Raw genomic sequence first — 16,344 nt, forward strand, 5'->3', positions numbered from 1 at the left:
TTTGATAATAAATTAGTATTAAAATATTCCAAAAAGGAGTTGGCCTTTCATGTCAGCAAATTTATCGGCGCAAAATGCATACAAACAAAATAGTGTTTCTACTGCTTCTCCAGGAGAGCTAACATTAATGCTCTATAATGGCTGTTTGAAGTTTTTACATCTAGCTAAGATAGCTACTAAGGAAAAAAAAATTCAAGAAAAAAACACCAATATTCAAAAAGCACAAGCGATTATTCATGAGCTAATGGTGACACTGAATATGGATTATGCAATTTCTAAAAATATGTTAGCGTTATATGAATATATGAATCAACGTCTAATGGAAGCTAATATGCAAGATGATGTAGCGATTGTTGAAGAAGTTGAGGGATTGGTGACGGAATTCCGCGATACATGGAAGGAAGTTATTCGCATTAATCGACAACAGCAATTTGGTCAGGGAAGTAGTGAACAAGTGTAGCCAAAAAAGAGACCATCCTAAACGGAGGTCTCTTTTCTTTATTATCACTAAATCGCCATAATTTAGGGTGTTTATCGGTAAAATATGTTACTAATTCCCTCTGGCTGTTCACTACAGATCATGTCATAATCAAAGCAATATACATGTTTAACATAGTACTGGGGTGGGAATATGATTTTTAAACGTAAAGAGGGCTTCCGTTTTAAGTTTGAGGAGCCTCTTCCAATTACTTTTGCTATTTATGAGAACGGTAGGGTCAATCATGAACGAACGAGTATGGGAGAATTGCTGGATATCAGTCCACGTGGGCTAAAGATGTTTACGAAAGTGGATTTAGGTATGAATCCTCCTCCATTAGAGATCCGCTTTGTATTGGATTCACGAGAGGTACGAGCTTATGGAGAAATTATGTGGAGTCGTCCTTTTGGCAATGGCAAGCAGTATGGGGTATTTTTTAATCAGCAAGGTGCTGTTGAGGATTTAATTATTGAAGAACTGAAGCTACGACGTAAAAAAGAAGTAGCAGAGGCTAAAAAGCACAATAATTTATCTTGATGCAAGCGTATTTTTTAGCTAACTATGCTGAATCTTGTCGTGAAAATCAACGGTTTAGTAAGCGTTTTATGTCCAAAAGAGATCAATGAAAGCTGAAGTGAACAGAAGAAAAATAAGTATTTCATGTTACTTGGGCTATAAAAGATGCTTGTTAAATTAAATAAAAATTTTTGTAAAAAAAAGAATGATTTTAGAGGAATTTCACACACTTGTGTAGAAATATATAGTATAGCAGTTATAAAGGAGGAGTTTACATGCTAAACTTTAACATTCGCGGTGAAAATATTGAGGTAACTCCAGCTATTCGAGAGTATGTTGAGAATAAAATTGAGAAAGTTGAACGTTATTTTAATGAAGATGTAAATGCTAATGCTAATGTCAATTTAAAGGTTTATAATGACAAGCAAACAAAAGTCGAAGTTACAATTCCAATGAAAAATTTAACGCTTCGAGCTGAAGAGCGTCATAATGATATGTATGCTGCTGTTGATCTTATTGTGGATAAACTAGAGCGACAAATTCGTAAGCATAAAACAAAAGTAAATCGTAAATTCCGTGAGCGTGAAGGCGCAGGTCTTTATTTTGCTAGTACACAAGCTGCTGTTGATGCTGCTTCAGAGGAAGAAGAGTACTCCATTGTACGTACAAAGCAATTTGATTTAAAACCGATGGATCAAGAAGAGGCTGTATTACAAATGAATATGCTTGGTCATGATTTCTATGTCTTTACTGATGCTGAATCCAATGGCACTAATATTGTTTATAAGCGTAAAGATGGTAAATATGGCTTAATCGAAACAACTTAAACTTTATGATGACAAAGGCTCTCGCAATGGCGAGGGTCTTTTTTGTATAGCGCACTTAGGTTTTAGGGAGACTGTTTGCATCAAGCTGTTACACAATGGTAAAATGGAAGTTGAATCTATATAGGAAGTGAAAAACATTCATGGCAAACCTATTAAATAAATTGTTTGATTTCAATAAACGTGAGTTAAAAAAATTAGAAAAAATTGCTGACCAAGTTGAGGGATTCGCTTCTCAAATGGAACAGCTTTCAGATGATCAATTACAAGCAAAAACGGAAGAGTTTCAAAAGCGCTATGCCGATGGTGAACCGTTGGAGTCGATTCGCGCGGAAGCCTTTGCCGTGTGTCGTGAAGCATCAAAACGTACATTAGAGATGTACCCATTCCGTGTTCAAATTATGGGGGCAGCCGCTCTCGATGAAGGTAATATTGCAGAGATGAAAACGGGTGAAGGTAAAACATTAACGGCGACAATGGCTGTTTATTTGAATGCCATTACTGGGAAAGGTGTACATGTAGTAACGGTCAACGAATACCTAGCGAGCCGTGATGCTGCTGAGATGGGCCAGCTTTATAATTTTTTAGGCTTAACGGTTGGTCTGAATCTTAATAGTCTTTCAAAAGATGAAAAACGTGCTGCATATGAGGCGGATATTACGTATAGTACAAATAATGAGCTAGGCTTTGACTATTTACGTGATAACATGGTGCTGTATAAAGAGGAACGTGTACAACGCCCATTGCATTATGCTGTTATTGATGAGGTGGACTCGATCTTAATTGATGAAGCACGTACGCCATTAATTATTTCGGGTCAGGCTGGGAAATCAGCACAGCTTTATAAGCAATCCAATGCATTTGTACGTATGTTAAATGCCGAGACGGATTATACGTATGAAGAATCGACAAAGGGTGTTACGCTAACAGATGCAGGTGTGGAAAAAGCAGAAAAAGCATTTGGCATTGACAATCTGTTTGATTTAACACATGTTCGTTTAAACCATGCCATTAACCAATCATTAAAGGCACATGTAAGTATGCATAATGATGTGGATTACGTTGTACAAGAGGGTGAAATCGTTATTGTTGATGGTTTCACAGGTCGTTTAATGAAAGGTCGTCGTTACTCGGATGGCTTACACCAAGCAATTGAAGCGAAGGAAGGCGTTGAAATTCAAAATGAATCAATGACAATGGCGACGATTACCTTCCAAAACTACTTCCGTATGTATCAAAAGCTTGCAGGGATGACTGGTACGGCTAAAACAGAGGAAGAGGAATTCCGTAATATTTATAATATGAATGTTGTGGCAATTCCTACAAATAGACCAATTGCCCGTGATGACCGTGCTGACTTAATCTTCGCAACGATGGAAGGAAAGTATAAAGCGGTAGCCGCAGATATCGCAGAGCGACATCAGGCAGGTCAGCCTGTTCTTGTGGGTACAGTAGCAATTGAAACATCTGAAATTATTTCAAGATTATTGGATAAATATAAAATTCCACATAATGTTTTAAATGCGAAAAACCATGAGCGTGAGGCTGAGATTATTGCCAATGCTGGTATGAAGGGTGCTGTAACCATTGCCACAAATATGGCTGGTCGTGGTACGGATATTAAGCCTGGTGAAGGTGTATTGGAAATTGGTGGTTTAGCAGTAATTGGGACAGAGCGCCATGAATCACGTCGTATTGATAATCAGCTCCGTGGACGTTCAGGACGTCAAGGAAATCCAGGGGTAACACAATTCTACCTATCCTTGGAAGACGATTTAATGCGTCGCTTCGGTTCAGATAATATGAAGTCGATGATGATGCGTTTAGGAATGGACGATTCACAACCATTGCAATCAAAAGTTGTGTCGAGAGCTGTAGAATCAGCACAGAAGCGTGTCGAAGGAAATAACTTCGATGCACGTAAACGTTTATTACAATATGATGATGTTTTACGTCAGCAACGTGAAATTATTTATAAAGAGCGTTACGATGTGCTCGAAACAGAAAATATGCGTGAGCTTGTGGAGTCGATGATTCAAGAAACCATCGATAATATTGTAGGCCTGTATACACAGGGTGAGCAGAAGGATTGGAACCTAAAGGCGATTGAAGACTTTGTAGCTGCTAACCTACTAGAAGAAGGGCAGCTGAAAATATCTGATTTCCAAGGCAAGCCCGCTGAGGAGATAAATAAGTTAATTTCTGATGCAGTGCAAGTTCGCTATGATGAAAAAGAGGCTGAGCTTACACCAGAGCGTATGCGTGAATTTGAAAAGGTTATTTTATTACGTTCAATTGATACGAAATGGATTGATCATATTGATGCAATGGATCAATTACGTCAAGGTATCCATTTACGTGCCTATGGTCAAAATGATCCGCTTCGTGAATACCAACAAGAAGGATTTGCGATGTTTGAGGATATGGTAGCAGCTATTCGCGAGGATGTAGCAAAATATGCGATGAAGGCGGAAATCCGTAATAACCTTGAGCGTGAGGAAGTAGCGAAGGGACAAGCTGTTAATCCAAAAGAGGAAGGCGGCTCGGCTCCGAAAAAGCAGCCCGTCCGTAAAGCTGAAAACATTGGCCGTAATGATTTATGTCCTTGTGGAAGCGGGAAAAAATATAAAAACTGTCATGGGGCAACACAATAAAGTAAATAAAAAAGATTATTTTAACACTATGTTGAAATGATCTTTTTTTACTATAAAAAGAAATTTTAATATTAAAATTCAGAATTTATAGACAATTTGGACTTGTAGGTATACAATAACTGTTATAATAGGAATTTAGTTCAATAAATATTTCCTGTTATTGTCCTAAATTATGTGTCGGTAGTGGTACTAAGGTCTGTGTAAAAGAAAAAAGGGGGAGAAATAGATGTGAAGACAAAGATACTCAGATTTGTAGAATAATCCTGCTCGAGGAGAAATATAGGACTGTATGAGTATATTCCTATGTATTTTTATGAAAAACATAAAGTGTATAAAGGAGGAACATATTAATGCATAAAAAGGATATTATGACGAGTGAAACAATGCTATATATGCCTGAGTATGATGCCTTTGGAAATTTATGTACTCGGGTGATCGAAAAGGATAATGAATATGTATCGAAATTAGCCCCAACAAAATTAATAGACTTTAACCTACGTTATTTTGGTTCTAGCTTAAGAGGTGCTTTTGATGGGTCAAAAATGGTGTTGGGGAAGCTAAATAAAAATCCAATTGTGATTCATGAGCGTTGTAATATATTATGGATTCCGAGTAAATCACCCTTACAACCTCAGTGTATTTGGTTTGCTGTGCATCATATTGATGATTATGTGGCAGTAGATAAAAAAAGGACCAAGATTATTTTTATGAACGGTATGGACATTACGGTGGAAATTAGCGTCAAGGCACTAGAATACCGTATTCAACGGGCTTTTTTACTAAAATATAAATTAGAGAAACGAACAAAGCATTTACTTGTGCAGTATGATCGGGCGAAGGTATTCCAGCGTTTGGCATTTAATATGTTTGAGGATGAAGTGTAATAGTAGTATGTTTTCCTTTATAAAAACGTTATAATAAAAGGATACGGAGCTTTCATATGCTTTATTACTAACGTTCGGAGGATTTAATAATGATTGAATTAGCAGATGTGCGTAATGTGTTAGACACTACAGCCAAAAAATTGGCGGATTTCAGGGGGTCTCTTTGACTTAGAAAATAAAGAGGCACGCATCCAAGAGTTAGATGAAATGATGCTAGAGCCAGGTTTCTGGGATGATCAACAAGGTGCACAGGTGATTATCAATGAAGGAAATGGTTTAAAGGCAATTGTCAATGAATATAAAGATTTAGTGGAAACACATGAAAATTTAGATATGACACTAGAGCTTTTACGTGAAGAGCCAGATGAGGAATTACAGGAGGAGCTAGGAAAAGAGCTTGGAGAATTCCAACAAAAAATGGGGGATTTTGAGCTGCAATTGCTGTTGAGTGGTCCCTATGATCAAAACAATGCTATTTTAGAGCTACATCCTGGCGCTGGTGGTACAGAGTCTCAGGATTGGGGCTCCATGCTATTGCGTATGTATACGCGATGGGCTGAAAAAAGAGGCTTTAAAGTAGAAACAGTAGATTATCTTCCTGGTGATGAGGCAGGTATTAAATCCGTAACATTATCGATTAAAGGTCACAATGCTTTCGGCTATTTACAGGCTGAAAAAGGTGTGCATCGTCTAGTGCGTATTTCACCATTCGATTCGTCTGGCCGCCGTCATACATCATTCGTTTCATGTGATGTGATGCCGGAGTTCGACGACAATATTGAAATTGATATCCGCACAGAGGATTTAAAAATTGATACGTACCGTGCAACAGGTGCTGGTGGTCAGCATATTAATACAACAGACTCAGCTGTTCGTATTACGCATATTCCAACTGGTACAATCGTTCAGTGTCAGGCAGAGCGTTCACAAATTAAAAACCGTGAGAAAGCAATGACAATGTTAAAAGGGAAGTTGTATCAATTAGAGCTAGAGAAACAACAAGCACAGCTCGATGAAATACGCGGTGAGCAAAAGGAAATAGGCTGGGGCTCACAAATTCGCTCCTATGTATTTCATCCATATTCAATGGTCAAGGATCACCGTACAAATGAAGAAACGGGTAATGTTGGCGCAGTGATGGATGGCGATATCGACTTGTTTATTAATGCTTATTTACGTTCGAAAATCAACTAATTGCTCTTGTAGCAGTCGTGCAAGATTCTAATAATGGATTATCCCCCAAGAGAGATTCTTGGGGGATTTTTATCTTGATTCAGTGGATATCCAAACGCCCACTGAATCAAGATAAAAGCCCCAGCCGATATCATGGATTTTGAAAAGGAGCTTTTTCGTGCGAGCTCGAAAAAATCCAGACGCAATTACGCTGGGGCGTAATTGATGTTAAAAGGGTGGATGGTATGGGGCATCTTGGCTCAGTTGTTTACGCTCATTCATATAATGCTTATAGAGCATGGATGCATTGACAAACTGTTTGCTGATGGAGGCATATTGAATAGGAAGCTCAATTTCTTTATCATTTTTTAATGTGATAATACAACCTGTTTTAGTAGGAATAATATTGGTAATGGCGTGAAGACCAATCCATATATTATGGATAGAATTTGGTGAATAAGTTGGTAAAAAAATACAAGGATAGCCATAGTCAAAAGCAACGACAATTGGTAATTTATGTTGATTGCCAAAAAAGAGTTTGGCTGATTGCTTTGCAGCTTCATAGGTTGTTCCTAAGGAGAGACAAGATTTTCGAAGCACATGTAGCGGTTTACGTGTAACGATAAGCTCATTATGTTTGTCAATTACATGTGTAAAAATTTTAGTGTTGTGTTGAATGGGCTGTAGCATGTACGTATTGAAGGATATTAAATAGCGATTTACATAATTAGATGACATATGAAAAGTGCCTCCTTTTTTCTTTTGATGGTTGTAGTATAGGAAATAAAATGAATTTTAGAAAATACCAATACTCCCATGAATCCCTTGAAAAATGACGAAATTGCTTAGAGAGTTTGCTACAAATCACACGAGTTTAATAGCTAATCTAAGTTATTTTCAAGCGTTAAGCATTGCTTTTTTGTTTCAATTTTCATATAATTTAGAAAAGGATCGAGGTGAGATCGTTGGATAAATATTATTCGTACACAGATTTTCTGAAAGCCGTTGGTCAGTCAAAAAAAGTTGATGAGGCAGAGAAATTATTAAACGAGATTTATTTAGATTTATTTTTAAATCGTATCCAGCGTATGCATCGTCAAGAGCAGCTCATGGTTCTAATCGATAGAGCACTCGATGAAAAAGATGAAAACGCATTTTATCGCTACGCAGCTGAACTAAATTCTTTGCAGCAAACAGAGGATGCTTAATACGATGACCCCGCTCTCCATGAATATTGGAGAGCGGGATTTTTTTGATTACGGCTAAATAGTGGGTGGGGCTACTCAAACACACAAGAATGCCACTCCATGCTGAAACCTATTTCAAGTTTTGGAGCTTGAAAACGCGATAAAGCGGCTATTATGTAAGTAGTAAGTTTTAATTTTTACTGATAGCTTGTTGTATGGATGGAAGACTCCTGCATGAAAAGCAGAGAGGTCCCTGACAGCACCGTGTTTATGGTATAAATCTACTTTTATCATGGAAGAAAATTGAGAGGCTCATAATTAATGGCTATGCTTTTTAACAATTCATCTGTTTTCAGTGCCCTCGTAGTCAGATTGGAGAAAGCAAGTACCGAGACGAGAAGCTTTACTCCATTCATATATATTTAAAAATTTTACAGAGAGAAAAAGGATTTACAAACATTCGTTCGTTAAATGTTCGAAATTTTACGCTTGCTATGCTAAAATATATGTACAAATTGGAAGGAAAGGACGGGGACATGTGTGCAAACATTTGATTTACAAGCGCCATATCAGCCTAGTGGAGATCAGCCACAGGCAATTGTTGAATTAGTGGAGGGTGTAAAGGAAGGCAAACGTCATCAAACATTGCTAGGTGCTACAGGAACGGGTAAAACGTTTACAATTTCGAATGTTATTCAGCAGGTAAAAAAACCAACACTTATTATGGCACACAATAAAACCTTAGCAGGACAGCTATATAGCGAGTTTAAAGAATTTTTTCCAAATAACGCTGTTGAATATTTTGTTAGCTATTATGATTACTACCAACCAGAAGCCTATGTGCCACAGACAGATACGTATATAGAGAAAGACTCTAGCATTAATGATGAAATTGATAAGCTACGTCACTCTGCCACTTCTGCATTATTTGAGCGTGAGGATGTCATTATTATTGCATCGGTGTCCTGTATTTATGGTTTAGGCTCGCCAGAGGAATATCGTGAAATGGTTGTGTCGATTCGGACAGGCATGGAAATTGAACGTAATCAACTATTGCGCAAACTTGTTGATGTGCAATATGAGCGTAATGATGTAAGTTTTACACGCGGAACTTTTCGGGTACGTGGAGATGTAGTGGAGATATTCCCAGCATCACGTGATGAACATTGTATTCGTGTGGAATTTTTTGGAGATGAAATTGATCGTATTCGTGAGGTAGATGCACTAACAGGTGAAATTTTAGCGGATCGGGATCATGTTGCGATTTTCCCAGCCTCTCACTTCGTGACACGAGAAGAAAAAATGCGAAAAGCAATTGAAAATATTGAAAAAGAACTAGAGGAACGTTTGACGCTGTTGCGAGCTGAGGATAAATTACTGGAGGCACAGCGTTTAGAGCAACGCACACGTTATGATTTAGAGATGATGCGTGAAATGGGCTTTTGCTCAGGCATTGAGAATTATTCACGTCATTTAACATTACGTGAGTCAGGTGCTACGCCTTATACATTATTGGATTATTTCCCTGATGATTTTTTACTGGTTGTGGATGAAAGCCATGTAACACTTCCACAAGTGCGTGGCATGTACAATGGTGACCAAGCTCGTAAAGGTGTATTAGTGGAACATGGCTTCCGTTTGCCCTCAGCACTCGATAACCGTCCATTGCGTTTTGAAGAGTATGAAAATCGTGTGCATCAGGCTATTTATGTTTCTGCAACGCCTGGTCCATATGAGCTGGAGCATACACCAGAAATGGTAGAGCAAATTATTCGTCCTACTGGATTGCTGGACCCGTTAATTGATGTACGTCCGATCGAAGGGCAAATAGATGATTTAATTGATGAGATTCATGAGCGAATGGCACGCAATGAACGTGTGCTTGTGACAACATTAACAAAGAAAATGTCTGAGGATTTAACAGCCTACTTAAAAGAGATGGGCTTAAAGGTTGAATATTTACATTCAGAAATTAAAACACTGGAGCGTATTGAGATTATCCGTGAGCTGCGTAAAGGAACGTATGATGTGCTAATTGGTATTAATTTATTACGTGAAGGGCTTGATATTCCTGAAGTCTCACTTGTAGCCATTTTAGATGCGGATAAGGAAGGCTTTTTACGTTCAGAGCGTTCCTTAATTCAAACAATTGGTCGTGCTGCTCGTAATGCGAATGGTCATGTCATTATGTATGCAGATCATGTAACAGACTCGATGAAAAAGGCGATAGATGAGACGAAGCGTCGTCGTACATTACAAATGGCTTATAACGAGGAGCATGGCATTACGCCTCAAACGATTATTAAGAAAATTCCAGATGTCATTCGTGCGACACAGGTAGCAGAGGAAGAGGAATCCTATGTAACAAAGGCTACGAAGGGCAAAAAGCTGACAAAGGCAGAAAGAGAACAGCTGTTGGCTTCCCTAGAAGTCGAAATGAAGGAGGCAGCAAAAGCGCTTGATTTTGAGCGTGCGGCTGAGCTTCGAGATACAATATTTGAATTGAAGGTAGAAGGGTGAATGACTTGTGAAAAATACTGAAATCGTCGTGCAAGGTGCACGTGCTCATAATTTAAAAAATATTAATGTCACAATTCCACGTGACCAATTAGTTGTTTTAACAGGTTTATCAGGCTCTGGAAAGTCTTCTCTAGCATTTGACACAATTTATGCGGAGGGCCAGCGTCGTTATGTTGAGTCCCTTTCCGCCTATGCTCGCCAATTTCTTGGGCAAATGGATAAGCCAGATGTTGATGCGATAGAAGGACTATCGCCCGCTATTTCCATTGACCAAAAAACAACGAGCCGCAACCCGCGTTCTACAGTAGGGACTGTAACGGAAATTTATGATTATTTGCGCTTACTTTACGCACGTATTGGCAAGCCCATTTGTCCAAATCATGGGATCGAAATCACATCTCAAACAATTGAGCAAATGGTGGATCGCTTATTAACCTATCCAGAAAGAACAAAAATGCAGCTTCTTGCGCCGATGGTTTCTGGACGTAAGGGAACTCATGTTAAATTGCTGGAGGATTTAAAAAAGCAGGGCTTTGTTCGTGTGCGAATTGATGGGGAATTACGTGATTTAGATGATGCGATCGAACTTGATAAAAATAAAAAGCATTCAATTGAAGTAGTAGTGGACCGTGTAGTTATGAAGGAAGGTATTGCCGCTCGTCTGAGTGATTCTTTAGAAACGGCCTTACGTTTGGCAGAAGGGCGTGTACTTGTTGATGTGATGGAGCATGAAGAGTTACTATTTAGTGAGCATCATGCCTGCCCATTATGTGGTTTTTCTATAGGTGAGCTAGAGCCTCGAATGTTTTCATTTAATAGTCCGTTTGGAGCTTGTCCAAGCTGTGATGGCTTAGGCTCAACACAGGAGGTAGATTTGGAGCTAGTGGTGCCCGATTGGAATCGTTCATTGCTAGAGCACGCCATTGCTCCATGGGAACCGACAAGTTCACAATATTATCCCCAGCTATTAAAGGCTGTTTGTGATCATTACGATATACCAATGGACGTGCCTGTGAAGGATTTGCCAAAGGACAAGATGGATAAGGTTTTATATGGCTCAGGAAAAGACAAAATACACTTCCATTATGAAAATGAGTTTGGCAATGTGCGAGATCAAATGATTGAATTTGAGGGTGTTATGCGTAATGTAGAGCGTCGTTTTAAAGAAACAACATCTGACTATGTACGAGAGCAAATGGAAAAATATATGGCACAGCAGGCTTGCCCATCCTGTAAAGGCTATCGCTTAAAGCCTGAAACATTAGCAGTGAAAGTAGCCGATAAGCATATTGGTGAGGTCACACAATATTCGATTCAGGAAGCGGATCAATTTTTTAAAGAGCTAGATTTAACAGAAAAGGATATGCAAATTGCTCGCCTTGTTTTGCGTGAAATTGAAGAGCGTTTGGGCTTCCTTGTCAATGTTGGTTTAGACTATTTAACATTGAGTCGTGCGGCAGGAACATTATCAGGTGGAGAGGCGCAGCGTATTCGCCTTGCTACGCAAATTGGTTCACGTTTAACGGGCGTTCTCTATATTTTAGACGAGCCTTCGATTGGTTTGCATCAACGTGATAATGATCGTTTGATTAACACGTTAAAAAATATGCGTGATATCGGCAATACGCTGATTGTGGTGGAGCATGATGAGGATACGATGCTGGCAGCTGATTATTTGATTGATGTCGGGCCTGGTGCCGGTGTTCATGGTGGTCAAATTGTAGCAGCAGGTACACCAGAGGAAGTGATGGATAATGAAAAATCGTTAACAGGGCAATACTTAAGTGGTAAAAAATTTATTCCATTACCAGTTGAGAGACGCAAGCCAGATGGTCGTAAGCTTGCCATTAAAGGTGCTAAGGAAAATAATTTACGCAATGTTAAAATAGATATTCCATTAGGTCTATTTGTGGCAGTGACAGGTGTTTCTGGTTCTGGAAAATCTACATTAATTAATGAAATTTTATATAAATCATTGGCACAAAAGCTAAATCGTTCCAAGGTAAAGCCAGGGGAGCATAAAGAAGTAACTGGGATGGAGGAGCTTGAGAAAGTCATTGATATTGACCAATCACCAATCGGTCGTACGCCACGCTCAAATCCAGCAACGTATACAGGTGTCTTTGATGATATTCGTGATGTGTTTGCAGCAACAAATGAGGCAAAGGTACGTGGCTATAAAAAGGGTCGCTTTAGCTTTAATGTTAAAGGCGGTCGCTGTGAGGCATGTCGCGGTGATGGCATTATTAAAATTGAAATGCACTTCCTGCCAGATGTTTATGTACCATGTGAAGTATGTCACGGTAAACGTTATAATCGTGAAACACTTGAAGTGAAATATAAAGATAAAAGCATTGCTGATATTTTGGATATGACGATTGAAAATGCAGTAGTATTCTTTGAAAATATTCCAAAGATTCAACGTAAGCTGCAAACCATTGTGGATGTAGGCTTGGGCTATATGAAATTAGGGCAGCCTGCCACAACATTATCGGGCGGTGAGGCACAGCGTGTAAAATTAGCCTCTGAATTACATCGTCGCTCTACAGGCAAGTCCTTCTATATTTTAGATGAGCCAACAACAGGCTTACACGCAGATGATATTGCACGTTTACTCGTTGTGCTGCAGCGTCTTGTTGAAAATGGCGACTCGGTATTAGTAATTGAGCATAATTTAGATGTTATTAAAACGGCTGATTATTTGATTGACTTAGGTCCAGAGGGTGGAGACAAGGGTGGTACCATTGTTGCAACTGGAACGCCTGAAGAGGTAGCCGAAATTGCTGGCTCCTACACAGGCAAATATTTAAAGCCAATTTTAGAGCGCGACCGTATGCGTATGGAGGCCGTACTAGTTAAGGCCTCTGAGGATATCTAAAAAACTTGTGAAATTGTTCAATTGAGAGTATAGGATGATCAAAAAGTGTATAGAGTCGCTCAATTGAGAGTGAAGAGTGATCAAAAAGTGTAGAGGGTCGTCCAATTGAGAGTGAAGAATGATCAAAAATTGTAGGGAATCGCTCAATCTGAGGTGAGAAGTGATCAAAAAACGAATAAAAGCCTAATTCATTTAATATTGTCGTGAAACTTTTCACATGATGAATCGTATAAATAGTATAACGAACTGAGGGAGGCTATTTATTTATGCAAAATGAACGTCAACGAATTTTAGAGCTTGTAGAAAAAGGTACGATTTCAGCACAAGAGGCGATTACATTATTAGAAGCATTAGAGCAACCTAGCAAGTCTACTCAAAATGTTATGAATGATGTGTCAAAGGAGACGCAATCCTTTTCAACTGAAAAAGAAGAGTCACTATTTGAAGAAAAACCAAAAGATGGTGACAAGAAAAAAGATGATTTTATGAAATACTTCCAAGATGAAATGCAAGATTTTCGTAAGGATTTAACGCAAATTGGCTCCTTGTTTATGGATATGATGAATACCGCTGTTAAAAAGGTGAAGGAATTTGATGTAGCTTCTCCATTTGGAGATAAAATTGAGTTTACACATACAGAAGAAGTGGCTGCTGTTAATGTAGACAATATTATTGCTGAACTGCCAAATGGTAACTTCTCATTGGAAGCCAGTGAGGGAGATACGATTCAGGTAGTTTGCAAGGTAAAGGCACCACTGATGAATGACAGTGAAGAAGAAACGCGCAATCATTTTTTAGAGCAATTTGTGGTGAAAGAGGATGAGCGTGCACTGCGCATTTTAAGCCAATTAAAGCTTGTTCAAGTCAATATAAAGGTGCTAGTACCGAAGGAGAAACTTGAAAAATTATCTGTTCGTCTCATGAATGGAAGTGTGTCACTACAGGATATAGAATTTGAAGAATTAAAGGTTAAAACATTAAACGGCGCTATTAAAGGCACGAAGTTTAACTTTGGCAAAGCGGAAGTGGATTCTTCTAATGGCTCCATTGAATTAACAAATGTCCGGGGGAAAGATTTAGAGGCAGAGACATTGAATGGCCGTGTTTATTTAGACGGTGCATTGGATGAGGTAGAGGCTAAATCGGTGAATGGACATGTTGTTGTTACAACTTGCTCAACAAATTCCTCAAAAATTAAAGCACAAACAGTTGCAGGTGCTGTTGAATTATATGTGCCAAGAACAATATCATTAAGTGGTAAAGTAGTGACGAATTTTGGGAAAATAGATGTTGGTATCCAGGATGTATCAAAAATGGAGTCAACGGATCAATTTTTATCGAAAGTTATTCGCTTTGATAAAGAAGTCGAAAATGCCAATCGCTTATTTATTGAAGGTGAATCCAAAACAGGAGCTGTTTTAGTGCGCTATACAACAACAGAAGAACAATAAACGTAACAATCAAACAGGAATCGACTTTGTCAAAAGTTGGTTCCTGTTTTAATTTTGTCGAGCTTTCTTCACAACTATGACAAGGAAAAAACGAATTAGAAAGAACTACCACGGATTGAAATGAAACTGTAATAAAAAAACAGAAATTGAGTGCTATAATAGTAAAAGAAATACCTCTTACATAGATGAGAGTTTTAGGTGGTTTAATCATGATAGAAATGAAAAATGTGACAAAGAAATACCCAAATGGTGTTGTTGCGACAAATGGTATTTCCGTTAATATAAAGCAGGGTGAATTTGTTTATGTGGTTGGTCCAAGTGGTGCAGGTAAATCTACATTTATTAAATTGATGTATCGCGAAGAAAAGGCAACTTCAGGGCAAATTTTTGTTAATGGTATAGATTTAGCAACGTTAAAAGATAAGAAGGTACCTTTTTTGCGTCGTCAGCTTGGTGTTGTTTTCCAAGATTTTAAATTATTACCTCGTTTGAACGTATATGAAAATATAGCATTTGCCCTTGAAGTTATAGAGGAAAAACCAGAAGAAATACGTCGCCGAGTTATGGAAGTTTTAGAGCTTGTCGGATTAAAGCATAAAGCTAGAATGTTCCCAAATGAGCTTTCGGGGGGAGAGCAACAGCGCGTATCAATTGCACGCTCGATTGTGAATGTTCCAAAAGTGGTGATTGCAGACGAACCAACAGGGAACCTTGACCCTGAAACATCATGGGAAATTATGAATTTATTTGAGGAAATTAATGCACGAGGAACAACAATTGTCATGGCAACGCATAATCGTGAAATTGTGAATACAATTCGTCGGCGTGTGATCGCTATTGAGGGCGGTTTAATTGTCCGTGATGAGCACGGAGGTGACTACGGTTATGACATTTAATACTGTAAAGCGACACTTCCGAGAAAGTATTAAATCACTTGGTCGAAATAGCTGGATGACTCTTGCATCCGTTAGTGCAGTAACCGTTACCCTCATATTAGTCGGCGTCTTTGCGCTGATTATGATGAACTTAAATAAAGTAGCGACTGATTTAGAAAATGATGTTGAAATTAAAGTATTAATTGATGAAACAGCAGATGAAGCAGCTGAACAAGCGCTTGTTAAAAATCTTAAAACATGGGCAAGTATCTCAGAGGTCACCTATTCAACGAAAGAGGATGAGTTAAATAAGCTCGTGAAGGATTTTGGTGATGATTTTAAACTATTTGAGCAAAGTAACCCTTTACGCAACGTTATTTATGTAAAGGCCGCTGATCCTCAGCAAACAGCGAAGGTTGCGAAAGAGATTAATAAGCATGATTATATATATGATGTGATGTATGGCGAAGGAAAAGTTGAAAAGCTATTTAACTTTTTAAATATTAGTCGTAATGTAGGAATCGTGCTAATTTTAGGGTTATTATTTACAGCGATTTTCTTAATTTCAAATACGATTCGGATTACGATTATTGCGCGTCGAGATGAAATCGAAATTATGAAACTTGTAGGTGCCACGAATTCATTCGTGCGTATTCCATTTTTACTGGAAGGAATGTGGCTCGGAATTTTAGGTTCGATTATTCCGATTGCGGTTGTCACAACCCTTTACCACAATATATATAAAATTATTGCACCTCGTTTACAGGGGGAGCTTATTCAATTACTGGATTTCTCTCCACTTGTGTATCAGGTGAGTGCTCTACTGCTACTTATTGGCGTATTAATAGGTATTTGGGGAAGCTTTATGTCAGTGCGTAAGTTTTTAAAAATTTAATTTGGGCGC

13 protein-coding genes are annotated in these 16,344 nt (G+C 38.5%); 12 read left to right on the plus strand and 1 reads right to left on the minus strand.

Annotated elements, in window-relative coordinates:
• The first annotated feature begins 49 nt into the window (after positions 1-49).
• The 6 genes from fliS (at position 50) to prfB (ending at position 6,550) form a co-directional block, all read left to right on the plus strand.
• Positions 50-460, plus strand: coding sequence for a flagellar export chaperone FliS (fliS, locus tag ADM90_RS03270; protein WP_053993637.1), 411 nt, complete (start codon positions 50-52; stop codon positions 458-460).
• Positions 461-631: 171 nt separating this feature from the next.
• A complete protein-coding gene (locus tag ADM90_RS03275; RefSeq protein WP_053993638.1) occupies positions 632-1,015 on the plus strand; it encodes a PilZ domain-containing protein in 384 nt (127 codons plus the stop codon).
• 254 nt (positions 1,016-1,269) lie between these two features.
• Complete coding sequence (gene hpf / locus ADM90_RS03280) at positions 1,270-1,821, plus strand: ribosome hibernation-promoting factor, HPF/YfiA family (RefSeq protein WP_053993639.1); 552 nt, start codon at positions 1,270-1,272, stop codon at positions 1,819-1,821.
• A 140-nt stretch (positions 1,822-1,961) separates the two neighbouring features.
• Positions 1,962-4,472, plus strand: a complete 2,511-nt coding sequence (secA, locus tag ADM90_RS03285) for a preprotein translocase subunit SecA (RefSeq protein WP_053993640.1) — start codon at positions 1,962-1,964, stop codon at positions 4,470-4,472.
• Positions 4,473-4,822: 350 nt separating this feature from the next.
• Positions 4,823-5,356 carry a competence protein ComK gene (locus ADM90_RS03290; protein ID WP_053993641.1) on the plus strand — a complete coding sequence of 178 codons (534 nt, stop codon included), beginning with the start codon at positions 4,823-4,825 and terminating at the stop codon, positions 5,354-5,356.
• A gap of 89 nt (positions 5,357-5,445) precedes the next feature.
• A protein-coding gene (prfB, locus tag ADM90_RS03295) for a peptide chain release factor 2 (RefSeq protein WP_412176973.1) occupies positions 5,446-6,550 on the plus strand; the annotation gives its coding sequence in 2 pieces (ribosomal slippage) (positions 5,446-5,520 and positions 5,522-6,550; 1,104 coding nt in all).
• 207 nt (positions 6,551-6,757) lie between these two features.
• On the opposite strand, the gene ADM90_RS03300 is transcribed toward prfB, so the two are convergent.
• The gene (locus ADM90_RS03300; protein ID WP_053993642.1) at positions 6,758-7,267 is read right to left on the minus strand and encodes a competence protein ComK; all 510 of its coding nucleotides are present in this window, start codon (positions 7,265-7,267) and stop codon (positions 6,758-6,760) included.
• Between the two features lie 227 nt (positions 7,268-7,494).
• On the opposite strand from ADM90_RS03300, the gene ADM90_RS03305 reads away from it, so the two are divergent.
• The 6 genes from ADM90_RS03305 (at position 7,495) to ftsX (ending at position 16,335) form a co-directional block, all read left to right on the plus strand.
• Positions 7,495-7,737: an IDEAL domain-containing protein gene (locus ADM90_RS03305; protein WP_053993643.1), complete on the plus strand. Its 243-nt coding sequence runs from the start codon at positions 7,495-7,497 to the stop codon at positions 7,735-7,737.
• 519 nt (positions 7,738-8,256) lie between these two features.
• Positions 8,257-10,236 (plus strand): excinuclease ABC subunit UvrB, encoded by a 1,980-nt coding sequence (gene uvrB / locus ADM90_RS03310; protein ID WP_053993644.1) that lies wholly within the window; start codon positions 8,257-8,259, stop codon positions 10,234-10,236.
• 7 nt (positions 10,237-10,243) lie between these two features.
• Positions 10,244-13,114: an excinuclease ABC subunit UvrA gene (uvrA, locus tag ADM90_RS03315; RefSeq protein WP_053993645.1), complete on the plus strand. Its 2,871-nt coding sequence runs from the start codon at positions 10,244-10,246 to the stop codon at positions 13,112-13,114.
• A gap of 266 nt (positions 13,115-13,380) precedes the next feature.
• Positions 13,381-14,565, plus strand: coding sequence for a DUF4097 family beta strand repeat-containing protein (locus tag ADM90_RS03320; protein WP_053993646.1), 1,185 nt, complete (start codon positions 13,381-13,383; stop codon positions 14,563-14,565).
• Between the two features lie 209 nt (positions 14,566-14,774).
• On the plus strand, positions 14,775-15,461 hold the full coding sequence (ftsE, locus tag ADM90_RS03325) for a cell division ATP-binding protein FtsE (protein ID WP_053993647.1): 687 nt from the start codon (positions 14,775-14,777) through the stop codon (positions 15,459-15,461).
• Positions 15,451-16,335 carry a permease-like cell division protein FtsX gene (gene ftsX, locus ADM90_RS03330; protein WP_053993648.1) on the plus strand — a complete coding sequence of 295 codons (885 nt, stop codon included), beginning with the start codon at positions 15,451-15,453 and terminating at the stop codon, positions 16,333-16,335. The genes ftsE and ftsX overlap by 11 nt, the downstream gene beginning before the upstream one ends.
• Positions 16,336-16,344: the final 9 nt, after the last annotated feature.

Source organism: Lysinibacillus macroides (genome assembly GCF_001281525.1).
Taxonomy (GTDB): Bacteria; Bacillota; Bacilli; order Bacillales_A; family Planococcaceae; genus Lysinibacillus; species Lysinibacillus macroides.

Coding starts and splice junctions, on each gene's coding strand:
- ftsX (WP_053993648.1), top strand. CDS start 15,451: ATGACATTTAATACTGTAAAGCGACACTTCCGAGAAAGTATTAAATCA.
- ftsE (WP_053993647.1), top strand. CDS start 14,775: ATGATAGAAATGAAAAATGTGACAAAGAAATACCCAAATGGTGTTGTT.
- ADM90_RS03320 (WP_053993646.1), top strand. CDS start 13,381: ATGCAAAATGAACGTCAACGAATTTTAGAGCTTGTAGAAAAAGGTACG.
- hpf (WP_053993639.1), top strand. CDS start 1,270: ATGCTAAACTTTAACATTCGCGGTGAAAATATTGAGGTAACTCCAGCT.
- secA (WP_053993640.1), top strand. CDS start 1,962: ATGGCAAACCTATTAAATAAATTGTTTGATTTCAATAAACGTGAGTTA.
- fliS (WP_053993637.1), top strand. CDS start 50: ATGTCAGCAAATTTATCGGCGCAAAATGCATACAAACAAAATAGTGTT.
- ADM90_RS03300 (WP_053993642.1), bottom strand. CDS start 7,267: ATGTCATCTAATTATGTAAATCGCTATTTAATATCCTTCAATACGTAC.
- ADM90_RS03290 (WP_053993641.1), top strand. CDS start 4,823: ATGCATAAAAAGGATATTATGACGAGTGAAACAATGCTATATATGCCT.
- ADM90_RS03275 (WP_053993638.1), top strand. CDS start 632: ATGATTTTTAAACGTAAAGAGGGCTTCCGTTTTAAGTTTGAGGAGCCT.